This is a genomic window from Massilia sp. (assembly GCF_046293535.1).
Taxonomy (GTDB): Bacteria; Pseudomonadota; Gammaproteobacteria; order Burkholderiales; family Burkholderiaceae_D; genus Telluria.
Genome location: NZ_JBKBOV010000025.1, coordinates 19964 through 43187 on the forward strand (window position 1 = coordinate 19964; position 23224 = coordinate 43187).

The 23224-nt window shown below is 65.3% G+C and carries 21 protein-coding genes; 14 read left to right on the plus strand and 7 right to left on the minus strand.

What is annotated here, in order from left to right:
* Positions 1–105 precede the first annotated feature (105 nt).
* Positions 106–2193: a peptidase domain-containing ABC transporter gene (locus ACK4S9_RS14240; protein ID WP_409726637.1), complete on the plus strand. Its 2088-nt coding sequence runs from the start codon at positions 106–108 to the stop codon at positions 2191–2193.
* 94 nt (positions 2194–2287) lie between these two features.
* Here the strand turns inward: ACK4S9_RS14240 and ACK4S9_RS14245 are convergent, their stop codons facing one another.
* Both ACK4S9_RS14245 and ACK4S9_RS14250 read right to left on the minus strand, forming a co-directional pair.
* On the minus strand, positions 2288–3028 hold the full coding sequence (locus ACK4S9_RS14245) for a beta-ketoacyl-ACP reductase (protein ID WP_409726639.1): 741 nt from the start codon (positions 3026–3028) through the stop codon (positions 2288–2290).
* Positions 3029–3104: 76 nt separating this feature from the next.
* Complete coding sequence (locus ACK4S9_RS14250; protein ID WP_409726641.1) at positions 3105–4283, minus strand: acetyl-CoA C-acetyltransferase; 1179 nt, start codon at positions 4281–4283, stop codon at positions 3105–3107.
* Positions 4284–4560: 277 nt separating this feature from the next.
* Between ACK4S9_RS14250 and minC the strand changes: the two genes are divergently transcribed.
* From minC to minE, 3 genes are read left to right on the plus strand one after another with little or no spacing between them, the layout of a single operon-like run.
* Positions 4561–5346: a septum site-determining protein MinC gene (minC, locus tag ACK4S9_RS14255; RefSeq protein ID WP_409726643.1), complete on the plus strand. Its 786-nt coding sequence runs from the start codon at positions 4561–4563 to the stop codon at positions 5344–5346.
* Between the two features lie 44 nt (positions 5347–5390).
* Positions 5391–6206, plus strand: coding sequence for a septum site-determining protein MinD (gene minD / locus ACK4S9_RS14260; RefSeq protein WP_409726645.1), 816 nt, complete (start codon positions 5391–5393; stop codon positions 6204–6206).
* A 1-nt stretch (position 6207) separates the two neighbouring features.
* On the plus strand, positions 6208–6459 hold the full coding sequence (gene minE / locus ACK4S9_RS14265) for a cell division topological specificity factor MinE (protein ID WP_027864594.1): 252 nt from the start codon (positions 6208–6210) through the stop codon (positions 6457–6459).
* 32 nt (positions 6460–6491) lie between these two features.
* Here minE and ACK4S9_RS14270 read toward each other — a convergent pair whose 3' ends face one another.
* A complete protein-coding gene (locus ACK4S9_RS14270) occupies positions 6492–7052 on the minus strand; it encodes a hypothetical protein (RefSeq protein ID WP_409726647.1) in 561 nt (186 codons plus the stop codon).
* 188 nt (positions 7053–7240) lie between these two features.
* On the opposite strand from ACK4S9_RS14270, the gene ACK4S9_RS14275 reads away from it, so the two are divergent.
* From ACK4S9_RS14275 to ACK4S9_RS14315, 9 genes are all read left to right on the plus strand, one after another.
* A complete protein-coding gene (locus tag ACK4S9_RS14275; RefSeq protein ID WP_409726649.1) occupies positions 7241–7930 on the plus strand; it encodes a response regulator transcription factor in 690 nt (229 codons plus the stop codon).
* A 107-nt stretch (positions 7931–8037) separates the two neighbouring features.
* Positions 8038–9324: a glutamyl-tRNA reductase gene (gene hemA, locus ACK4S9_RS14280; protein WP_409726651.1), complete on the plus strand. Its 1287-nt coding sequence runs from the start codon at positions 8038–8040 to the stop codon at positions 9322–9324.
* An 84-nt stretch (positions 9325–9408) separates the two neighbouring features.
* Positions 9409–10485 (plus strand): peptide chain release factor 1, encoded by a 1077-nt coding sequence (gene prfA, locus ACK4S9_RS14285; protein ID WP_409726653.1) that lies wholly within the window; start codon positions 9409–9411, stop codon positions 10483–10485.
* Between the two features lie 200 nt (positions 10486–10685).
* Positions 10686–11159, plus strand: a complete 474-nt coding sequence (locus tag ACK4S9_RS14290; RefSeq protein ID WP_409726738.1) for a disulfide bond formation protein B — start codon at positions 10686–10688, stop codon at positions 11157–11159.
* Positions 11156–11983, plus strand: a complete 828-nt coding sequence (gene prmC / locus ACK4S9_RS14295; protein WP_409726655.1) for a peptide chain release factor N(5)-glutamine methyltransferase — start codon at positions 11156–11158, stop codon at positions 11981–11983. Before ACK4S9_RS14290 ends, prmC begins: the two co-directional genes overlap by 4 nt.
* A 58-nt stretch (positions 11984–12041) precedes the next feature.
* Positions 12042–13841 carry a DUF885 domain-containing protein gene (locus ACK4S9_RS14300; protein ID WP_409726657.1) on the plus strand — a complete coding sequence of 600 codons (1800 nt, stop codon included), beginning with the start codon at positions 12042–12044 and terminating at the stop codon, positions 13839–13841.
* An 84-nt stretch (positions 13842–13925) separates the two neighbouring features.
* A complete protein-coding gene (gene gshA, locus ACK4S9_RS14305; RefSeq protein WP_409726740.1) occupies positions 13926–15530 on the plus strand; it encodes a glutamate--cysteine ligase in 1605 nt (534 codons plus the stop codon).
* A gap of 30 nt (positions 15531–15560) precedes the next feature.
* Complete coding sequence (locus ACK4S9_RS14310; protein ID WP_409726659.1) at positions 15561–16553, plus strand: histone deacetylase family protein; 993 nt, start codon at positions 15561–15563, stop codon at positions 16551–16553.
* Positions 16554–16593: 40 nt separating this feature from the next.
* The gene (locus ACK4S9_RS14315; protein WP_409726661.1) at positions 16594–17046 is read left to right on the plus strand and encodes a GNAT family N-acetyltransferase; all 453 of its coding nucleotides are present in this window, start codon (positions 16594–16596) and stop codon (positions 17044–17046) included.
* Here the strand turns inward: ACK4S9_RS14315 and ACK4S9_RS14320 are convergent.
* The 4 genes from ACK4S9_RS14320 to ACK4S9_RS14335 all read right to left on the minus strand — a co-directional run bounded on the left by ACK4S9_RS14320 (position 17043) and on the right by ACK4S9_RS14335 (position 22150).
* Complete coding sequence (locus tag ACK4S9_RS14320; RefSeq protein ID WP_409726663.1) at positions 17043–18104, minus strand: DUF3466 family protein; 1062 nt, start codon at positions 18102–18104, stop codon at positions 17043–17045. The genes ACK4S9_RS14315 and ACK4S9_RS14320 overlap by 4 nt on opposite strands.
* Positions 18105–18259: 155 nt before the next feature.
* Positions 18260–19249 carry a hypothetical protein gene (locus ACK4S9_RS14325; protein WP_409726665.1) on the minus strand — a complete coding sequence of 330 codons (990 nt, stop codon included), beginning with the start codon at positions 19247–19249 and terminating at the stop codon, positions 18260–18262.
* Positions 19250–19706: 457 nt separating this feature from the next.
* Positions 19707–20144 (minus strand): FKBP-type peptidyl-prolyl cis-trans isomerase, encoded by a 438-nt coding sequence (locus ACK4S9_RS14330; protein WP_409726667.1) that lies wholly within the window; start codon positions 20142–20144, stop codon positions 19707–19709.
* 128 nt (positions 20145–20272) lie between these two features.
* Complete coding sequence (locus ACK4S9_RS14335; protein ID WP_409726669.1) at positions 20273–22150, minus strand: potassium transporter Kup; 1878 nt, start codon at positions 22148–22150, stop codon at positions 20273–20275.
* A 163-nt stretch (positions 22151–22313) separates the two neighbouring features.
* Between ACK4S9_RS14335 and rarD the strand changes: the two genes are divergently transcribed.
* Positions 22314–23207, plus strand: a complete 894-nt coding sequence (gene rarD / locus ACK4S9_RS14340; RefSeq protein WP_409726671.1) for an EamA family transporter RarD — start codon at positions 22314–22316, stop codon at positions 23205–23207.
* Positions 23208–23224: the final 17 nt, after the last annotated feature.

A 23224-nucleotide genomic window follows, 5' to 3' on the forward strand; every position in this document is an offset into this window, starting at 1 on the left:
GGCGGTAATGAGTTTTTACGGCCAGCTCATCCTGATAATAGTTAAATTATGCTATTTCCCATTCTTTCCCAGCTCACGTTCTTGAACCGCCGTAGGCTACCCGTTATGCTGCAGACCGAAGGGGCAGAATGTGGCTTGGCATGCTTGGCAATGGTCGCCAGTTATTGGGGCCATCGAATAGATATTCCAAGCATGCGTCGCCGCTTCTCGGTATCGATGAAGGGCGTTAACCTGAAGGGCATGATGGCGATGGCAAACGGCCTGTCCCTGCAGACCCGCCCGCTCAAGTTGGACCTTCAGCACTTGCCTGAATTGAAGTTACCCTGTGTAACGCACTGGGACCTGAACCACTTTGTCGTGCTCAAGTCAGTCTCGGCAAAGCATGTCGTCGTACATGATCCAAGTATCGGCGAACGGCGTATGCCACTCGAAGAATTTGCCAAGCACTTTACCGGTATCGCGCTCGAGCTGACACCGAGTGCACAGTTCGAGGCCAAGGAAGAACGTCAGCAATTTTCTCTGTTCTCGTTGATGGGAAATGTGGTCGGTCTGCGCCGCAGCTTGCTCCAAGTGCTGGCGCTCGGTCTGGCCCTTCAGATCTGCGCCCTGATCGCGCCCTTCTATATGCAGTGGATTGTCGACGAAGCCCTGCTGGCGTCGGACCGCGACCTGATCAAGGTGCTTGGCTGCGGCTTCTTGCTCCTGGTACTGCTTCAGACCACAATCGGCGCCGTCCGCTCATGGGTTACCACCGTGCTAGCCACCAGCCTGAACCTACAATGGCTGGGCAACGCCTTTGCCCATCTAATAAAGCTACCATTGCCCTACTTCGAGAAGCGCCATACCGGCGACATCGTCTCACGCTTCGGTTCAATCCAGCAGATTCAGACGAGCCTAACGACACAGTTTGTCGAAGGCATCATCGACGGTGTACTGGTGCTGGGCACCCTGATCATGATGCTGCTATATAGCCCCAAGTTGGCTGCAGTGGCCTGCGTTGCAGTACTGTTGTACGCGCTACTGCGTTTGGCAATGTTCCGCCCACTGCGCGATGCGAACGCCGAAGAGATCATCCATACCGCGAAACAGCAAAGCCACTTCATGGAAACTGTGCGCGGTATGCAAAGTATTCGCCTGTTCGGGCGCAGCGAAGAGCGTCGTTCAGCCTGGATAAACTCGCTGACCGACGAGTTCAACGCTCAGTTGCGTATCGCGAGGCTGGCCGTCTCGTACCAGACATCCAATACCCTGCTATTCAATGGGGAGCGCGTGATCGTGATCTGGCTTGCAGCCCTCTCCGTGCTCAGTAATGAATTCTCGGTCGGAATGGTATTTGCATTTATTAGCTACAAGGATCAGTTTAGCCAGCGAATGGCCAGTCTGATCGACAAACTGTTCGAATTACGGATGATGCGCTTGCATGGCGAGCGCGTGGCCGATATCGTGCTGGCCGAAGCAGAACCGGACGATGACGTCGTCGAAGTCGACGCAAACCAGATCATGCCTTCAATCGAGATCAAAAACCTGAGTTTCCGTTATTCCGACAGCGAGCCCGAAGTCATCCGTGAACTCAACCTGAGCATCCCCGCTGGGCAATGTGTGGCAATTACTGGACCTTCTGGCTGCGGGAAGACGACATTGATGAAATTGCTGCTGGGCCTGCTCGTACCAACCGGAGGTGAAATTCGCATCGGGGGAGTACCCTTGGGTACACTCGGCCTGTCGAACTATCGCCGACTGCTAGGCACGGTGATGCAGGATGATACATTGTTTGCCGGATCGATCTCAGACAACATTAGTTTTTTCGATCCCCTGATCGACATGCAACGCGTCCATGTGTGCGCTGAACTAGCCGCCATCGAGCCTGAGATCTCTACCATGCCGATGGCCTTCAACACCCTGGTCGGCGATATCGGCACCGGCCTGTCGGGCGGACAGCAGCAGCGCGTCCTTTTGGCACGTGCACTGTACAAGAACCCGAAAATCTTGGTGCTTGACGAAGCGACCAGCCACTTGGACGTGTGGAATGAACAGGCTGTCAACGCAGCCATCCAGAAGATTCCACTTACCCGAATTATCGTCGCGCACCGTCCAGAAACGATCCAAATGGCAGAGCGTGTGATCGTCCTGCATAACGGTCAAGTTGCCCAAGATGTGACTAAGTCGACTCCCGAAGATAAGCAGGCAGCTTGACGAGGACAGTCTGCTAAAAAAAATGGCCCGGACGATTACTCGTCCAGGCCAGCTTTTGCAACTCAAGCGTCTTGTCTACGCGCTTGGTCGATAATCACTGCATGTGCTGCCCACCATTGATGGCAATGTTGGCGCCAGTCACGAAGGCCGCCTCTTCCGACGACAGGTAAGCAACCAGGCCGGCGACTTCTTCCGGCTTGCCCAGGCGGCCCATCGGAATCTGCGGGATGATCTTGCTTTCCAGCACTTCGCTCGGGATGTCCATCACCATCTTGGTGCCAATGTAGCCCGGCGAGATGGTGTTGACGGTCACGCCCTTGCGCGCCACTTCCAGGGCCAGGGCCTTAGTAAAACCGTGCATGCCGGCCTTGGCCGCCGAATAGTTGGTCTGGCCGAAGGCGCCCTTCTGGCCGTTCACCGACGAGATGTTGATGATCCGGCCCCAGCCGCGCTCGACCATGCCGTCGCAGACCGGCTTGGTCATGTTGAACACGGAATCCAGGTTGGTCTTCATGACCGCATCCCAGTTCGGCTTGTCCATCTTCTTGAAGGTCATGTCGCGCGTGATGCCGGCGTTGTTCACCAGCACGTCGACCGGGCCGACTTCCTGCTCGACCTGGCGCACGCAGGCCTGGGCCGAATCGTAGTCCGACACGTCGCAGGGATAGGCCTTGAAGTCGTAGCCCTGCTCTTTCATCTGGCTCAGCCAGCTTTCCGCCTTCGTGTTCCCCGGCGAATACGTAGTGACGACCTTATAACCCAAAGCTGCCAGCTTGATGCACACCGCTTCGCCCAGACCGCCCATGCCGCCCGTCACCAATGCTACTCGTGCCATTGTCTTCTCCAGTTTTATAGTCAATCACTTCCTGCGAACCGGGCAGCCGCGCCGGGCTGCCCGGACACAAGCTTTCTTAATCGCGCTCGACCGCCAGCGCCACGCCCATGCCGCCGCCGATGCACAGGCTGGCCAGCCCGCGCTTGGCGTCGCGGCGCACCATCTCGTGCAGCAGGGTGACCAGCACGCGGCAGCCCGAGGCGCCGATCGGGTGGCCCAGCGCGATCGCGCCGCCGTTCACGTTGATCTTCGACGTATCCCAGCCCATTTCCTTGTTGACCGCGATGGCCTGGGCCGCGAAGGCCTCGTTGATTTCCATCAGGTCGACGTCTTCATGGGTCCAGCCGGCCTTCTGCAGGCACAGCTGGGTGGCCGAGACCGGGCCCATGCCCATGATCGACGGATCCAGGCCGGCCGAGGCGTAGGCCTTGATGCGCGCCAGCGGGGTCAAGCCCAGCTCTTTCGCCTTCGAGGCGCTCATCATGATGACGGCCGCGGCGCCGTCGTTGATGCCGGAGGCGTTGCCGGCGGTGACCGTGCCTTCCTTGTTGAAGGCCGGACGCAGGCTGCTCAGCGCTTCGAGCGTCGAGCCGTGCTTCGGGTATTCGTCGGTGTCGAAGACGGTCGGGCCTTTCTTGGACGGGATCTCGACGGGGATGATCTCGTCCTTGAACTTGCCTTCCTTCTGGGCCGCTTCGGCCTTGAGCTGCGACTGCAGCGCGAATTCATCCTGCTCGGCGCGCGACACCTCGTACTTGCGCGCCACGTTCTCGGCGGTCACGCCCATGTGGTACTGGTTGTACACGTCCCACAGGCCGTCGACGATCATGGTGTCGACCAGCTTGGCGTCGCCCATGCGGAAACCGTCGCGCGAGCCGTTGAGCACGTGCGGCGAGGCGCTCATGTTTTCCTGGCCGCCGGCGATGACGATCTGGGCGTCGCCGCACTTGATGGCCTGGGCCGCGAGGTGGGTGGCCTTCAGGCCGCTGCCGCACACCATGTTGATGGTCTGGGCCGGCACCATGTCGGGCAGCCCGCCCTTGATGACGGCCTGGCGGGCCGGGTTCTGGCCGGCGCCGGCGGTGAGGACCTGGCCCATGATCACCTCGCTGACCGAGGCGGGATCGATGCCGGTCTTGGCCAGCAGTTGGCGAATCACGTGCGCGCCGAGCTCGGCGGCAGGTATCTTGGCCAGCGTGCCGCCGAATTTACCGACTGGCGTGCGGCCGGCGGCCACGATGACGACGTCTTCCATGTTGCTCTCCCTAGTTCCGGTCTGGCCGGGATTGTTAAGAACCATGCATCTTACGGTTTGCGCAATGCCCATGTTTAAGCGAAATCAATCTTATCAGCTTATTCACCGATTACAACCGCACGATGACAGGCTGTCACGTTCTTGCTTACTTATTTTTGAACGTGCATCGACTGGTCGTGGCAACACCCATTTCTACTAGGAATCATGCGTACGCAAATGTCCTTTCGGTCAAATTTCACAGTAGAATGCACGAGCGCAACGCCAACCAGACCGTTTTATGCTGAAGACCCCATCCTCGCTGCCCATCGAAATCAAGATCTCCACGGTTGTCGCCATTTCGACGATCCTGCATTCGGCCGACCCGGTCACGATCGACGCGGCACTGAACCAGATGACCGGCGGGGTCTCGGATTTCTTCGAGGACGAGTTCGCGGTGATCGACATCGCCGCCATCGCCCACGAGGCACCCGTCATCGACTGGCCGGCCCTGGTGGCGCTGCTAAAGAAATACCGGCTCAATGCGGTGGCCGTGCGCGGCGCCGGACCGGAGATGGCGGAGGCGATCCGCGCCCACGGCCTGTCGCTGGACGACGGCTCGAGCGGCGTGCGTGCGCCGGAGAAGGAAGCGCCGGCCGCGCCGGCAACCGCGCCCGAACCCGAGCCCGAGACGGCCCCGGCGGCCGCGCCGCCGGCGCCCGCCCCCGCCCCGGCTTTGATTCCCGCGATGATCATCGACACCCCGGTGCGCGCCGGCCAGCGCGTCTACGCGCGCGGCACCGACCTGATCATCACCGCGGTCGTCAACAATGGCGCGGAGATCATCGCCGACGGCAGCATCCACGTGTACGCGGCCCTGAACGGCCGCGCACTGGCGGGCGCATCCGGCAATCCGGAGGCGCGCATCTTCGCCCTGTCGATGCAGCCGGAACTGGTATCGATCGCGGGCGTGTACCGCACCTTCGACGACGGCTTCCCGAATGACCTGACGCGCCAGCCGGCGCAGATCAAGCTGGTCGGCGACCGGCTGGCGATCTCGTCGCTGGCGCCGGCATCCCGCGCATAAACCCTTCGACCGCAGATACTGCTAGAACTGTAAAGGACCTTTTTGTGGCAAGAATTATTGTTGTGACGTCCGGCAAGGGCGGTGTGGGCAAAACCACTTCGAGCGCAAGTTTTTCCAGCGGCCTGGCCCTGCGCGGCCACAAGACCGCGGTCATCGACTTCGACGTCGGCCTGCGCAACCTCGACCTGATCATGGGTTGCGAACGCCGCGTGGTCTACGACCTGATCAACGTGATCAACGGCGAGGCGACCCTGAACCAGGCGCTGATCAAGGACAAGCACACCGACAACCTGTTCATCCTGCCGGCCTCGCAGACGCGCGACAAGGAAGCGCTGAGCGAAGAAGGCGTCGAGCGCGTGCTGAACGAGCTGGTCAAGATGGGCTTCGAGTTCATCATCTGCGATTCGCCCGCCGGCATCGAGCACGGCGCGCTGATGGCGCTGACCTTCGCGGACGAGGCGATCATCGTCACCAATCCGGAAGTGTCCTCGGTGCGCGACTCCGACCGCATCCTCGGCATCCTGCAAGCCAAGTCGCGCCGCGCCCAGAGCGGTTCGGAGCCGGTCAAGGAGCACCTCCTGATCACCCGCTACTCGCCGAAGCGCGTGGAAGCCGACGAAATGCTGTCCTACCAGGACGTGCAGGAAATCCTGCGCATTCCCTTGATCGGCATCATTCCGGAATCGGAATCGGTGCTGCACGCCTCGAACCAGGGCAACCCGGCGATCCATTTCAAGGGCACCGACGTGGCCGATGCCTACGAGGACGTGATCGCCCGCTTCCTGGGCGAAGAGCGTCCACTGCGTTTCACCACCTACGAAAAGCCGGGCCTGTTCCAGCGCATTTTTGGAGCCAAGTGATATGGCACTTCTCAACTTTCTGTTCCCGGAGAAAAAGAAGAGCGCGTCAGCCGCCAAGGAACGCTTGCAGATCATCATCGCCCGCGAGCGCAGCAGTGTCACCGGTCCGGACTTCTTGCCCGCCCTGCACCGCGAGCTGATCGAGGTCATCTCGAAATACACCAAGGTCAGCGCCGACGACATCAAGATCTCGCTCGACCGCCAGGGCAACCTGGAAGTGCTCGACGTGAACGTGGTGCTGCCGGACGCGTAAGCGAATCCCCACCCCGATAAACAAATGCCCGCTCAAGCGGGCATTTGTTTATCCACCTGTGCCGTTCCCGCATCGATTGCGCGCAGTTTCTGCAGTTCGCGCGCCACCTTGGCGCAGGCGTCCACGTGCTGGTAGCCCATCTTGCGAAACAGCGCGAAGCCGATCGCCGCCGATGCCACCTGTCCCGCCAGCGGCACCACCTTGGCCACCGTCTTGGCCGCGATCCTCACCCCGGCGCGCTTGAACAGCACCAGCACCAACCGCTTGGTCACCAGTTTCCCGACCAGCATGCCGCCGACCGAGGCCGCGGCCTGGTAAGCCAGGACCCGCAGGCGTGGATGCAGGCGCTCGATCTGCTGCTGGCTCAGGCCGAACTCCTTGTTGACCTCTTCCACCAGCAAGGTAAAGGTGCTCAGGTCCGACAGCACGTCCACGCCCGGCAAGGGCACCGCCGCCACTCCGGCCGAGACCAGGGCGCGCTTGCGTACCATCTCGCGGCAGCGCTCGCGCACCACCTCGATCTCGGCCCCGCTCACCGGCGTGGCTGGCGCTTCAGCCGCGACGACATCCTTCTTTTTGCGTCGAAACAACATATCGTCCCCCGGTTACTTCGTACTGACAAGTGTATCGCGGGGCCCGTGTTCTCCTGAACACAACAGAACCGCATTTCCTGAAAAAAATACCTCATTTTGCTGTAGCGCTATTTTGTGAAAGTCTGCTATATTCGGTTTAACCCTTGTAGGAGCCTTCCTACAAGGCTAACCTGACCAGTAGATGTCCCATGAAGATTGCCGTTCTCGAACAAGACCGCAGCCAGGCAGAACTCATTTGCCAGGTGCTGACCGCCGCCGGCCATAGCTGCCAGCCGTACGACAGCGCCAAGGAATGCCTCGCGCAACTGCGCAAGGAAAATGCGGACATGCTGGTCATGGACTGGAACGTCCCCGACCTCGACGGCGCCGAAGTGCTGCGCCGCGCCAAGGAAAAGATGGCGGCCAGCGCACCGGTCATTTTCCTGGTCGGTAACAATGCCGAGGACGACATCATCGCCGGCGTCACTGCGGGCGCCGACGACTACCTGGTCAAGCCGCTGCGCCGCGGCGAGCTGGTGGCGCGCGTCTCGGCCCTGCTGCGCCGCGCCTATCCGTCGCAGAACAGCGCCGAGCAGCTGCAGTTCGGTCCCTTCACTTTCGAGACCCGCCCGGGGCGCCTGCTCAAGGACGGTTCGATCATCGACGTGACCCAGAAGGAATTCTCGCTGGCGCTGCTGTTCTTCCGTAACATTGGCCGCCCGCTGTCGCGCGCCTACATCCACGAATCGGTCTGGGTGCGCGATACCGACGTGCCTTCGCGCACCATGGACACCCACGTCTCGCGCGTGCGCAACAAGCTCAGCCTGCGCCCGGAAAACGGCTTCCGCCTGGTGCCGGTCTACAGCTATGGCTACCGTCTGGAAAAACTGGGCGCCTGAGTCCTTGTTAGCCTTGCGCTAACACGGTCGGGCGGCCCCGGCGGCCCGCTGAAACCCTGCTCGCGTAAGGGTATAATGAGCGCACACCCGTTCACCCCCGCCCCACCATGCAACTGCTTGCCGTTGGCCTGAACCACACGACCGCCCCGGTCTCGCTGCGCGAGCAGCTGGCGCTTGCGCCCGACCAGCTCGGCCGGGCGGTGCAGGCGGCGCGCGGCTGGTTCGCGCGCCAGGGGGCGCACGGCGGGGCAGGCGGCGGCAACGAAGCGGCCATCCTGTCGACCTGCAACCGCACCGAGATGTATGCGGCCAGCGACATCGCCAATCCGCTCGACGCCTCGGCCCAGTTCCTGGCCCACTATCACGCGCTGAACTTCGCCGAACTGCGCCCGCACCTCTACATGCTGCCGCAAGACAGCGCGGTGCGCCACGCCTTCCGCGTCGCCTCGGGGCTCGATTCCATGGTGCTGGGCGAGCCGCAGATCCTCGGCCAGATGAAAGACGCGGTGCGCACCGCCGAGCAAGCCGGCGGCCTGGGCACCTACCTGCACCAGCTGTTCCAGCGCAGCTTTGCCGTAGCCAAGGAAGTGCGCAGCACCACCGAGATCGGCGCCCACAGCGTATCGATGGCGGCCGCCGCGGTGCGCCTGTCGCAGCGCATCTTCGACAGCATCGCCGACCAGCACGTGCTGTTCATCGGCGCCGGCGAAATGATCGAACTGTGCGCCGCCCACTTCGCCGCGCACAACCCGAAGTCCGTCACCATCGCCAACCGCAGCATGGAGCGCGGCCAGCTTCTCGCCACCCGCTACAACGGCGAAGCGATCCGCCTGGCCGAGCTGCCCGAGCGCCTGCACGGCTTCGACATCGTGATCTCCTGCACCGCCTCGACCCTGCCCCTGATCGGCCTCGGCATGGTCGAACGCGCGGTCAAGGCGCGCCGCCACCGTCCGGTGTTCATGGTCGACCTGGCGGTGCCGCGCGACATCGAACCCGAAGTCGCGCGCCTGGACGACGTGTTCCTGTACACCGTGGACGACCTGGCCCAGGTGGTCCAGACCGGCATCGAGAGCCGCCAGGCCGCCGTGGCCCAGGCCGAAGCCATTATCGAAACGCGCGTGCAGTCCTTCATGCACTGGATCGGCGACCGCGCCATGGTGCCGGTGATCCGCGACCTGCACGAGTCGAGCGAGGCGCTGCGCCTGGCCGAACTCGAACGCGCACGCAAGCTGCTGGCGCGCGGCGACGACCCCGAGGCCGTGTTAGAGGCGCTGTCCAAGGGCCTGACCGCCAAGTTCCTGCACGGCCCGCAGCAGGCGCTGCACCATGCCCAGGGCGACGAGCGCGCCCGCCTCGCCAGCCTGCTGCCCCAGCTGTACCGCGGCCGCCGTTAGCGGCCCTTCCCTTTTCTTTCGTCGTGCGCTTCGCTGGAAGCGCGTCCCGGCCGCCCCGCGGCTACCCAGACTATACGAACACCCATGAAACCATCCATGCTGGCCAAGCTGGACCAACTGGCCAACCGACTCGTCGAACTGGACGAACTCCTGATGTCCGAAGGCGCCACCGCCAACATGGACAGCTACCGCAAGATGACCCGCGAGCACGCCGAGCTCTCGCCGCTGGTCGCCCTGTACCGCCAGTACGGCGCGGCGCAGGACGACATCGCGGCCGCGCAGGAGATGGCGCAGGACCCGGAGATGAAGGACTTCGCCCAGGAAGAAATCGAAGAAGCCAAAGCACGCCTGGCCGCCCTGGAGCTTGATCTCCAAAAAATGCTGCTGCCGAAGGACGAAAACGACGAGCGCAACATCTTCCTCGAGATCCGCGCCGGCACCGGCGGCGACGAATCGGCCCTGTTCGCCGGCGACCTGCTGCGCATGTACACCCGCTTCGCGGAGCGCAACCGCTGGCAGGTCGAGCTGGTGTCGGAATCGCCCTCGGACCTGGGCGGCTACCGCGAAGTCATCGTGCGCATCATCGGCAACGGCGTGTATTCGAAGCTGAAGTTCGAATCGGGCGGCCACCGCGTGCAGCGCGTGCCCGCCACCGAGACGCAAGGCCGCATCCACACCTCGGCCTGCACGGTCGCCGTGATGCCGGAAGCCGACGAGGTCGAGGACGTGAACATCAACCCGGCCGACCTGCGCATCGACACCTACCGGGCCTCGGGCGCCGGCGGCCAGCACATCAACAAGACCGACTCCGCGGTGCGCATCACCCACCTGCCCACCGGCATCGTGGTGGAGTGCCAGGACGACCGCAGCCAGCACAAGAACAAGGCGCAGGCGCTGAAGGTGCTGGCGGCGCGCATCAAGGACGTGCAGCTGCGCGAGCAGCAATCGAAGGAGGCGGCCACCCGCAAGAGCCTGATCGGTTCGGGCGACCGCAGCGAGCGGATCCGCACCTACAACTTCCCGCAGGGCCGCCTGACCGACCACCGCATCAACCTGACCTTGTACAAGCTGGACTTCATCATGGACGGCGACCTGCTGGAACTGACCAATGCGCTGTCGGCCGAGCACCAGGCAGAGCTGCTGGCCGCCCTCGGCGACTGATGTTGTAGGGTGGACGGCTTCGCCGTCCGCGCGGTGATAGTTGTCTGCCCCGCTCTCGTGCGGGATGATCTTGCCGCTAACTATCACCGCGTGGGCGGGAAGACCCGCCCACCCTACGGTTAAGCAAAGAATAAAGTAGCCATTCGGGCTTCATGCGAGAATTGCCCCGTCTTCGTACAACACCTATAACAACCATGATGCTGCCCTCCAACCGCCAGATCCTGTTCGCCATCTCCTCGATCTGCTTCGCCCTGATCGGCGTCGCCCTCTACCTGCAGCACGTCCACGACATGCTGCCTTGTCCGCTGTGCGTGATCCAGCGCTACATGTTCCTGGGCGTCGGCGTGGCCAGCCTGGTGGGAGCCATCAGCGGGAAGGTGCGCGAAGGCACGGTGCTGGCGCTGCTGGCGGCGCTGGGCGGCCTGTATACGGTCGGCAAGCACCTGTACGTGATCGCCAACCCGGGCTTCAGCTGCGGCATCGACCCGATGGAGACCTTCCTCAACAAGATCCCCACCGCCGAATACCTGCCCTGGCTGTTCCGCGCCGACGGCCTGTGCGCAGGCGCCACCGACGGCATCATGGGCCTGGCGATCCCGCAGTGGTCGGCGATCTGGTTCGTGGTGCTGACCGTGCTGCTGGCCTTCGTCCTGCTGCGCAAGAAGCGCGCATGACGCACGCCATCCAGGCCGGGACGACCATCCGCCAGCTGCTGGCCGCCCTGCCGCTCGACCCGCTCGAAAACCGCATCCTGCTGTGCCACGCGCTGGGGATGTCGCGCGTGGCCCTGATCACCCAGTCCGAACGCACACTGGATGAGGATGAAGCGGCGCGTCTCGGCGCGCTGGTGCGGCGGCGCCTGGCCGGCGAACCGATCGCTTACATCGTCGGCGAACGCGAATTCTTCGGCCTGTCCTTCCGGGTCGGCCCGGGTGTCCTGATCCCGCGCCCCGATACCGAACTGATCGTCGAGCTCAGCCTCGAGCGCCTGCCGCCGCGCGGCCGCCTGCTCGACATGGGCACCGGCAGCGGCGCCATCGCCGTGGCCTGCGCCCACTCGCGCCGCGATGCCAGCGTCACCGCGCTCGACCTCAGCGAAGACGCGCTCGCCATCGCGCGCGCCAACGCCGCGGCCAATGGCGCGCAGGTGCGCTTCCTGCGCAGCGACTGGTTCGCCGGCGTGCAAGGGGAACGCTTCGAACTGATCGCCTCCAACCCACCCTATATCGCCGCCGGCGACGCGCACCTGTCGCAGGGCGACCTGCGCTTCGAACCCGTCGGCGCGCTCACCGACCACGCCGACGGCCTGTCGGCCCTGCGCAACATCGTCGAGGGTGCCCCCGAGCACCTGGAAGCGGGCGGCTGGCTGCTGCTCGAGCATGGCTACGACCAGGCCGGGGCCGTGCGCGCCCTGCTGGCGGCGCGCGGTTTCCTTGACGTACAAAGCTGGCGCGACCTGGCCGGCATCGAGCGTGTCAGCGGCGGCCGCCTATCCTGACGGGCGCGCCGCCGGGACCGATCTTGCTAAAATGACCAGCCCACACCTTGGGCCCGGCATGCGCAAACTGTTCGTCTCGATCGTCCTGCTCGCTCCCTTCGTCTGCGGCGCCGCCGACACGACGACCGACGCCGCGCGCCTGCTGTTCGAGCGCGAATGGCAGTGGCAGCTGCGCCAGCAGCCCGAGTTCGCGACCGCCATCGGCGAACACCGATTCGACGCCACCCTGAGCGACACCAGCCTGGCCGCACGCGCCGCGGCCGTCGAGCACACGCGCCAGGTCTTGCAGGAAGTACGCCAGCTCGACCGCGCCAAACTCGCCGACCAGGACCGGCTCTCCTACGACCTGTTCATCGCCCAGCGCGAACAGCGCCTGGCGGCCAATGCCTTCACGCCCTTCGATCCGCAAGCGCTCAACGGCGTCGACGGCCTGCATGTGCGCCTGCCCCGCCTGGTCGCCGCGATGCCCTTCACCAGCGAACCTGACTACCGCAATTACCTGGCGCGCCTCGCGGCCCTGCCCGCGCACGTGGACGGCCTGGTCGAGCAGCTGCGCGCCGCCATGCACGCCGGCTGGACCCAGCCGAAATCCGTGATGGCGCCGGTCCCGGCGGCCCTGCACGCGCTGCACGAGGAGATCGCCACCGGCGCCCTGTTCGCACCTTTCCTGCGCATTCCCGCGACGATCGAGCCGGAGGCAAGGGAAAAGCTGCTGGTGGACGGCATCTCGGCGCTGGCGAATGCCGCCCAGGCCCTGCACCGGCTGGAGGAGTTCGTGCGCCTGGAGTACTTGCCGGCGGCGCGCGAGACCATCGGCGCGTCCAGCCTGCCGGGCGGCGCCGACTGGTACGCCTTCCTGGTGCGCCATGCCACCACCACCCGCCTCACGCCGGCCCAGGTGCACGCGATCGGCCTGCGCGAAGTCGCGCGCCTGCGCGCCGAGATGGCCGCGCTGGTGCCGCGCACCGGTTTTCGCGGCAACCTGGCGCAGTTCCTGAGCTTCGCACGCACCGACCGGCGCCTGTTCTTCCAGGACCAGGAAGCCCTGCTGGCGCGCTACCGCAAGGCGGTGGCGCGCGCCAGCGCCAAGCTGCCCCAGGTCGTGACGACGGTGCCGGAGGCCGGCATCGCGGTCAAGCCGATGTCCGCGGAAGGCCCGGGCCAGCCGCTCGCCTATTACGAAGGCGGCAACGCAAGCCGCAGCGCCGCGCTGGTGGTGAACGTGGCGCAGCCCGGCCAGCGGCCGGTGTGGCAGGTCGACAGCGTGGCCCTGCACGAGGCGCTGCCGGGCCACCACCTGCAGGTGGCGCGCGCCCAGGAGCTCGCGTTGCCGGCCTTCCGCCGCCACGGCTGGTACCAGGCCTTCGGCGAAGGCTGGGCCACCTATGCCGAGGGCCTCGGCCCGGAACTGGGCTTCTTCCAGGACCCGTTCTCGCGTTTCGGCCACCTGAACGAAGAGATGCTGCGCGCGGCGCGCCTGGTGGTGGACACCGGCATCCACCTGCTTGGCTGGTCGCGCAAGGGCGCGCTCGACTACCTGAACGCCCACACCGCCAATCCGCCGCTCGACAACGAGGCGGAAGTCGAGCGCATCATCGCCCAGCCGGCGCAGGCGCTCGGCTACAAGATCGGCCAAATGCGCATCGCCGCGCTGCGCGAGCGCGCCGCCGGCGTGCTGGGGCGGCGTTTCGACCTGCGGCGCTTCCACGATACGGTGCTGGGCAGCGGCGCCCTGCCGCTGGACGAACTGCAGCGCCAGGTCGAGCGCTGGATCGCGGCCGAACAGGCGCCGGCGAAGGCGCCGGAAACAGCGAAACCGCCGTCGCCTACCCCTGTCCCCGGCTCCCCCAAAGAATGAGGCGGTCGCCGACGCTTTCCGCGTTTTTCGGTTACTCTCTGCTCCAATCGAATTGGTAGTACAAGAAAGGAAACACCCGTGGGTATGCAACCAGAGCCGAACCAACTCCAGCGCCGCCTGGCCCTGCTCGACGACGATGAGCACCGCGCCCTGCTCGGACAGGGCCTGCGCGGCATCGAACGCGAAACCCTGCGCGTCGACCACGGCGGCCACCTGGCGCGCACCCCGCATCCGGTCGAGCTCGGTTCGGCACTGACCCATCCGCAGATCACCACCGACTACGCCGAAGCCCTGCTGGAGTTCATCACGCCGGCCGAGCACGACATCTCGGTGGTACTGAACCACCTGGACGCCATCCACCGCTTCGCGCATGCGCGCCTGAAGGGCGAGATGCTGTGGAGCGTCTCGATGCCGGGCGAACTGCCGCCGGAACAAGACATCGAGATCGCCTGGTACGGCAAGTCGAACATCGGCATGCTCAAGCACGTCTACCGGCGCGGCCTGGCGCTGCGCTACGGGAAGGCGATGCAGTGCATCGCGGGCATCCATTACAACTACTCGCTGCCGGAAAAGCTGTGGCAGCTGGTGGCCGCCAGCGAAGGCATCGCGGAAGAACGCCGCCATGCGCTGCGCGACTTCCAGTCCGAGAGCTACATCGCGATGATCCGCAACTTCCGGCGCTACAGCTGGCTCTTGATGTACCTGTTCGGCGCCACCCCGGCCCTGAGCACCAGCTTCCTGCGCGGCCGCCCGCACAAGCTGGAAACGCTGTCCGACGACACCCTCTACCTGCCCTACGCGACCAGCCTGCGCATGAGCGACCTGGGTTACCAGAACGACGCCCAGTCCGGCCTGCGCCCGCACGAGAACAGCCTGGAGAGCTACGTCACCAGCCTGATGGCGGCCGTGAACACGCCCTATGAACCGTATGCGGCGCTCGGCACCAAGCGCGATGGCGAATGGATCCAGCTGTCGACCAACGTGCTGCAGATCGAGAACGAGTATTACTCGACGATCCGCCCGAAACGCGTGATCCGCACCGGCGAGCGTCCGGTGCAGGCGCTGTGCAACCGCGGGGTGCAGTACATCGAGGTGCGCTGCCTCGACGTCGACCCGTTCGAGCCGGTCGGCATCAGCCTGGAAACCGGCCGCTTCCTCGACGCCTTCCTGCTGTTCTGCGCCTTCGAAGAGAGCCCCCTGATCAGCGCCCACGAAGGCCAGGTCCATGCGCGCAACTTCGCCCGCACCGTCAAGGAAGGCCGCGACCCGGCCTTGACGCTCACCCGCGACGGCATCGAAGTGCCGCTCAAGGACTGGGCGCTGGAACTCGTCGAGCGCATCCGCCCGGTGGCGCAGCTGCTCGACGACCAGCACAACGACGGCAACGTGCACGAGTCTTCGCTCAACCTGCAGAAGGCCAAGATCATCAACCCGGCGCTGACCCCGTCGGCGCGGGTGCTGGAAGAGATCCGCAGCCTCGGCTCGGCCACCGCCTTCGGCCTGCGCCAGAGCGAGCTGCACGCCGCGAGCTTCAAGGACAGCCCCTTGATGCCGGCCGAGGAAGCCCTGTTCGACGAACTGGCCCGCAAGTCGCTGGACGAACAGGCCGCGATCGAACAGCAGGACAGCGGCAGCTTCGACGATTTCGTCGCCGCCTACAACAGCAGCAAACTGTGCAGCAACCAGTAAAAGCGCTCCAAGGCCGATATCATCCCGCGCATGCTCACGTTCTACAACGAACACCACGCCCGGCAAGGCGCCTGCGCCGAGCCGGCGCCGTGGGACGAGCAGCCTGACGCGGTCGCGCTGACGCTGGCGGAACTCGAGCGGCGCGGCCTGGGCCGCATCGTCACCCCGCACGGCGTGCCGCTGGTCTCGCTCGAGCGCGTGCACACGCCGCGCTACCTGCACTTCCTGCGCACGGCGTGGAACGCATGGAGCACCTTTGACGCGAGCGCCGATGCCGGCAAGCCGCTGCTGCCGGCCCTGTGGCCGCCGCGCGGCGCGCCGGGCGAGCCGGAGCCGGAGGACTTGTTTGCCCGCCTCGGCCTGTTCGCGTCCGACGCCCGCACGCCCATCACGGAAGGCAGCTGGAGCGCGGCCAGGCTGGGCGCCGACTGCGCCATCAATGCCGCGCACGCGCTGCGCCTGGGCGAGCGCGCCAGCTTCGCGCTGACGCGGCCGGCAGGCCAGCATGCGCGCGCCGAGGGCTTCGGCGGCGGTTGCTTCCTGAACAATGCCGCGCTGGCGGCCCAGCACCTGCTGGACGACGGCCTGGGACGGGTGGCGATCCTCGACATCGCCCGCCACCACGGCCACGGCACCCAGGACATCTTCTATGCGCGCGCCGAGGTGCTGTTCGTGTCGATCCACCTCGACCCGCGCCAGGCCTACCCCTTCTATGCCGGCCATGCCGGCGAACAGGGCGCGGGCGCGGGGCTGGGGGCCAACATGAACCTGCCGCTGGCCCCGGATTGCGGCAGCGCTTCTTGGTTCGCGGCGCTGGAAACGGCCAGCGTCAAGCTGGCGATGTTCCGGCCCGAGGCCCTGGTGGTCTCGCTGGGCGGTCCCGCACCCGGCTTCGGACTGCAGGGGGGCGACCTGCTGCGCATCGGCGAGCGCATCGCCCATCTCGGCCTGCCCACCATCTTCGTGTTCGAAGGCGGCGCCGGCACCGTCAACGTCCTCGAAGGTTTCGAAACCGCCGCGTGAGCACCCCGCCGCGCGGCCCCTCACCATCCCGACTTATCCCATGATCGACTGGCAGTTCTCCCATTTCAACGACCTCAGTCCCGCCGCGCTGTACGAGGTGCTGGCCCAGCGCCAGGACGTGTTCATCCTCGAGCAGACCTGCCTCTACCCCGACATCGACGGCCTCGACCCGGTGGCGCACCACCTGCTGGGCTGGCGCACGGTCGACGGCGAGCGCCGGCTGGCCGCCTACCTGCGCGTGCTGGGCCCGGGCGTGAAGTACCCGGAGATGTCGCTTGGCCGCGTCATCACGACCAAGGCCGCGCGCGGCAGCGGCGCCGGCCGCGCCCTGCTGGCGGAAGGCATCGCGCGGGCCGAAGCGCTGTATCCAGGCCACCGCATCCGCATCGGGGCCCAGCAATACCTGGAAAAGTTCTACCAGGGCTTCGGCTTCGAGACCGTCTCGGCGCCGTATGACGAGGACGGCATCATGCACATCGACATGCTGCGTTAAGCAGGCTGGGAAAAGCGCAGGCTGTCGCGCCTGCCCGTCCTGCGCCGCCCCGCCAGCAGGACCAGCCCGGCCGTCAGCAGCGCATAGCTGCCCGGCTCGGGCACCGCGGAGACCAGGTCGAGCCGCACCGACAGGCACTCGTCGTCCCGGCAGGCCTTGCCGAGGATCTGCCGGGCGTCGTTGATGTCGTAGGCTTCGACGATCCTCCAGCCGTCCGCGCCCTCGACCAGCCGATCCAGGCTGATCAGATCGCCGCCGGTGTAGAGAAACGCGTCCTTCGGCTCGCCCACACCGGACTGCGTCCAGCCGACTACCATCCCCGCGTTGTTGATGGCAATGGCTTCGCCTCCGGCATAGTAGTCGTAGCGGCCCAGCAGGCGCATGGCGCCGTCGGCGTAGATGAAAGGCAGCCGGTCTTGCGTTTCGTCCGTGGTCCAGCCGACGACCTGGCCGGCATCGTTGATGTCGTTGGCAAAGCTGTCCCAGCCTCCGAGAGTGCCGAGGTCGACCATGGTTCCGTCCTGGTACAGGAAGGCGTGTCCGGTCCAGCGGTCCTGGGCCCCTGCGTAGGTCGAGCCGCCCACGACCTGTCCGCGCTTGTTGATCGCCGCCGCGACCGACCAGGTCGGCATGCCGCTCAAGGTGCCGAGCATGCGTACGCTGCCATTCGCATCGACCCAGGCATGCCCGCCGCCTCCGAGGGTGGCGTATTCGCCGGCCACCTGGCCCAGGTCGTTGAGAGCGTTGGCGCGCCCGGCCTGGAATTCGTCGAGCTCGGGCCCAGCATGCCGCACCAGGCCGGAGGTATGGAGGAAGGGCCGGCCATACTCTCCGTACAGGGAGCCGGCGACATCACCACGGTTGTTGATCGCGTAGGCGTAGCTGTCCGGCCCGAGTCCGAGATCGATGAGCGCACTGCCGTTCCAGATGCCCGCGCCCGCACTGCTGTTGCCGACAATATGGCCGGCGCCGTTCATGGCCCTGCCATCGAAGCCCGCCGGCAGGAAGGACATCGAGTAGATCGGTTCCGCCAGCGCCACGAACGGGCAGGCCAGCATTGCCAGCAAGCATCCACGAAAAATTTTTCCAATCATGATCGCCTCTTGGCCTTATCGGAAGAACAAGCTTGAGGCATGCATGAATGGAGACTCTGCGCTAGCTCAGGCGGGCACGGGAAGCGCCGGCGCAGCGGCGCCTCCCGATGGCGGAGGGATCAGAGCTCGAGCAGCACCGCGCGGCATTCGCCGTACAGGGTGCAGGCATAAGCCGCGATCTGCTGGGCGTCGTTGATGCCGACCGCATCGAGCACCGTCCAGATGCCGCGCTTGGCGACCAGGTCGTTCAGGTCATGCATCACGCCGTCGCGGTACAGGAAGGCGTGCGAGAAACTCGCGCCGGGCACGTGGTTCGCCTGGGTCGAGTAGCCGACCACCATCCCGGCATTGTTCAGGGCCCGCGCGTCGGTGTAGGGACCGCCGAGCGAGCCGATGTCGACCATGGCGCCGCCGCGGTACAGGAAGGCGTGTTGGACGTCGTCGTTGACGAAGCTCATGCCGGCCACCTCGCCGCGCTCGTTGATGGCCGCGGCCGTGCTGGTGGGGCCGCCGAGCGTGCCGAGGTCCTTCATCACGCCTTTCGCGTACGTGAAGGCGTGCTGGGCCGTGAAACCGCGCAGGAAGGACATGCCGACCACCGTGCCGGCGCCGTTGATCCCGGTTGCGCGTGCGACGCCGCTGCCGAGGCTGCCGATCGCGCTCATCTTGCCGCCGGAGACCACGAAAGCACGGTCGTTGCCGTTGCGGTCCAGGGCGTAGCCGGCCACCTGGCCGCTTGCATTGATGGCCGTGCCGAAGCTCGGCCGGCCGTTCAGCATGCCGAGGTCGCGCAGCGCGCCGCCCTGGAACACGAAGGCGTGGGACACCCCGTTCTTCGCCTCCGAGGAACCGGCGACCTGGGCGTTGGCGCCGATGGCCGACGCCGTGCTGCCGGCGCCGCCGAGCGTGCCCAAGCGCGTGATCACGCCGCGCGCCCACAGGAAACCGCGCCCATCGGCCCCGACGCCCACGATGCGCCCGTTGGCATCGATCGCGTGGGGTGTGGTGTCGCGAGGGAGAAACGTCATTTTGTAGAAAGGCTGGCTGTGCGCGGTGAGCGGAGCGGCGAGCGAGGAGGACAGCAGGAGGGCGAGCAGGGAATGACGCATGACGTACCTTTGATGCTTGAGTGAAGGGGACTTTCAGCATCTCGAATAGCCGAGCCAGCAGGTTTGAGATAGATCAATGTCCAAAATCTCATTTCCTCAGGCAGTTTCAAGCACGCGTTTCATGCTCCGGCTGAGTAGCGTAATAGCTACTCAGCCGTGCCTGTGCGCCGCCAGCCTTCCCGCCATGCACACGATCAGTCCCGCCAGCAATAACCAGCCATCCGGCTCGCCTTGTGGCGCGGGCAGTACCGTGCAGGCTGGAGGCACGGTGGGGGCTGCGGCGCCGGCGAGCGGGGAACAGAAGAGGAAGACGAGGAAAAGAAAGGCTCGCATGATGCACGGGAGGCTGGTCGGGATCAGCAGCTTCGGGCATGAAGCGGACCCGGCCTGTGCGCCAGCTCAGGCGTGCGCGCGAAAAAAAACCGGGGCAGCGCCCCGGTCCTTGCATGCCCTTGTTTTATTCGATCTTGGTCAGGCTGATCTCGAAGACCAGGCCATTGTTGGGCGGAATGCGATCGGAACCGCGCTCGCCATAGGCCAGGCTGGCCGGCACCTCGATGGTACGCTTGCCGCCCACCTTCATGCCGAGCACACCCTGCTGGAAGCCGGGGATGACGTTGGTCGAGCCCAGCAGGAAGGAGAAGCTGTTCGATTCGAGCTGGACGCCCTTGTGGTCGGCGGCGCCGGCGCTGTACAGCCACAAGGTATAGGTCACGGTGGCGGTCTTGCCGTTGACGGCCTCGGCGCCGGTGCCCAGGACGTTGTCGGTCTTGACCAGGGCGGTCGGGTTGTTCGGGTTGACAGCCGGCGGGCTGGAATCGCCGCCGCCACCGCCGCAGGCGGTCAGGCTCAGGATGGCGACGAAGGCGGCGATCAGGGGGAACTTCAGTTTCATGGGGCGGATCCTCGGGTACGAAAGTGCGGAAAGTTTATGCAGCGAAACTCCGCACCTTACCCCAGCCCTCCATGGGCGTCTGTCCCCGACTGTCCGCCTTTTGTATTTTTCTGTAATGAACTACTCGCCTAGATTTCCACCTGGGTGCCGAGCTCGATGACCCGGTTGGGTGGAATCTGGTAATAGTCGGCCGCGGCGCGCGCATTGCGCGACAACATCACGAACAGGTGCTCGCGCCACGGGGCCATGCCGCCTCCCGGCGTCGAGACCACGGTCTGGCGCGCGATGAAGAACGAGGTCTCCATCATCTCGAAGTTCAAGCCCAATCCGCCGCACTGGCGCAGGATGCCGGGAATGTCCGGCTCGTCCTTGAAGCCGTACTGGACGTTGAGCTGGAAGCAGTTGTGGCCGAGTTCCACCACCTCGACCTGTTCTTCCGCCGCCACCCAGGGCACTTCGCGCATGTGCACCGTGAGGAAGACCACGCGTTCGTGCAGGACCTTGTTGTGCGACAGGTTGTGCAGCAGCGCATGCGGCACGCCGTCGCTTTCGCCGCGCAGGAACAGCGCGGTGCCGGGCACGCGCGCCGGCGGCGCCACGAACAGCGACTCCATGAAGGCGTCGAGCGGGATCGCGTGCTTTCCCAGGTTCTCGAACACCAGTTCGCGGCCGCGCTTCCAGGTCAGCATCAGGGTCAGCAGGACGGTGCCGAGCAGCAGCGGGAACCAGCCGCCGTGGAACAGCTTGAGCGTGGTCGACGAGAACAGCAGGACATCGATGACCAGGAAGAAGCCGGTCGCGCCCAGGCACACCACCAGCGGCAGCCGCCAGCGGTAGCGGGTGACGAAGAAGGTGAGGATGGTGGTCGCCATCATGGTCGCGGTCACGGCGATGCCGTAGGCGCCGGCCAGCTCGTCCGAGGAACCGAAGCCGATCACGGCGATCAGGACGATCGCCAGCTGCAGCCAGTTCACCGCCGGGATGTAGATCTGGCCGATCTCGCTTTCCGAGGTGTGCAGGATGCGCATGCGCGGCAGCAAGCCCAGCGCGATCGCCTGCTTGGTCATCGAATAGGTGCCGGAGATCGTGGCCTGCGAGGCGATCACGGCCGCCATGGTCGACAGGATCACCAGCGGGATCACGCTCCAGGTGCCGAGCTGGTGGAAGAAGGGATTTTCGACCGCGCTCGGGTCCCCGATCAACAGGCCGCCCTGGCCCAGGTAGTTCAGCACCAGCGCCGGGTAGGCGATCGCGAACCAGGCCAGGCGGATCGGCTTGCGGCCGAAGTGGCCCATGTCGGCATACAGCGCCTCGGCCCCGGTGATCGCCAGCACCACCGCGCCCAGCGCGACGAAGGCCAGCAGCTTGTTCTCGAGCATGAAGTGCAGCGCGTAATAGGGGTTGAGCGCATTCAGGATCACCGGCGTCTGGATGATGTTGATGACGCCCAGGACGGCCAGCGTGACGAACCAGACCAGCATGACCGGCCCGAAGAAGCGGCCGATGCCGGCGGTGCCGTGGCGCTGCACGCTGTAGAGAAGCACCAGCACCACCACCGCCAGCGGCACCACGTAGTGCGACATGCCAGGCGCCGCCACTTCCAGGCCCTCGATCGCGCCCAGCACCGAGATCGCGGGCGTGATCACGCTGTCGCCGTAGAACATGGTGGCGCCGACCACGCCGATCACCAGCAGCGGGAAATGCCAGCGCGAGGCGCGGGTGACGGAATTGGTGGCCAGGGCCATCAAGGCCATGATGCCGCCTTCGCCGCGGTTGTCGGCGCGCAGCACCAGCGTGACGTACTTGAGCGAGACGATGACCGTCAGGCTCCAGAAGATCAGGGAAATGACGCCGAGGATGTTGGGGGTGTTGAGGGGAAGGCCGTGCTCGTGGTGGAAGATCGCGCGCAGGGTGTAGAGAGGGCTGGTGCCGATGTCGCCGTAGACGATGCCGATGGCGGCCAGCGTCAGCGCCGCGACGCTGCTCTTCTTGTTTTCGGTACTCAAGTTTGCACCATGGTTTGTTATTGGTGCAGCGCACCATAAAATAACAGCAAGAAAATTGCAAGAAGATTTCGTATTGATAGTACACCCGCTAAAAAACCGTTTGCGCCAGCAGAGAAATTGCGCATCAGGGATAATGTCACCCCAGCAATCGCCCTCCTCTCCCATGCGCTCCGGTATCCTGTCTGCCGCCCTCGCCTTCCTGGCCTGGGGCCTGTTCCCTATTTATTTCCATGCGCTGGGCGACGTGCCGCCGGTGCAGATCCTGGCGCATCGGGTGCTGTGGTCGCTCGCTTTTCTCCTCCTGGTGCTGGGCTTCCGGCGCCAGTGGAAATGGCTGGCGCTGGTACGCCAGCCGCGCGTGTTCTGGAGCTTCGTCGCCTCGGCCCTCCTGCTCTCGGCCAACTGGCTGGTGTACATCTGGGCGGTGAAGAACGGGCACGTGATCGAGGCCAGCCTCGGCTACTTCATCAATCCGCTGGTCAACATCATGTTCGGGTTCCTGATACTGAAGGAACGCATGCGTCCGGCGCAATGGGGCGCCATCGCGATCGCCGCGCTGGGCGTGGGCTGGCTCACCTGGCAGTCGGGCTCGGTGCCCTGGATCGCGCTGTTCCTGGCCGCGTCCTTCGGCGGCTACGGCCTGCTGCGCAAGACCGCGGCGCTCGGCGCGCTCGAGGGCCTGTCCTTCGAGACGATGGTGCTGTTCCCGTTCGCGGCCGCCTATGTCGGCTGGCTGACCGTGACCGGCGACAACGTTTTCCTGAACGCGCCGCTGGACGCGACCCGCATCCTCCTGATCATGGCCGGCCCGATCACGGCGATCCCGCTGCTGCTGTTCGCCACCGGCGCGCGCAAGATCCCGCTGTCGATCCTGGGCCTGCTGCAGTACCTGTCGCCGACCATCCAGTTCCTGCTGGGCGTGTGGCTGTTCCATGAAGCCTTCAGCAGCGACCGCCTGGTCGGCTTCCTGATGATCTGGGCCGCGCTGGCGCTGTTTGCCGGCGAAGGCCTGTGGCGCAACCGGAGCGCGGCAAGCCGCGCGGCGCAGGCAGGCTGATTCCGCCCCGCGCCCGG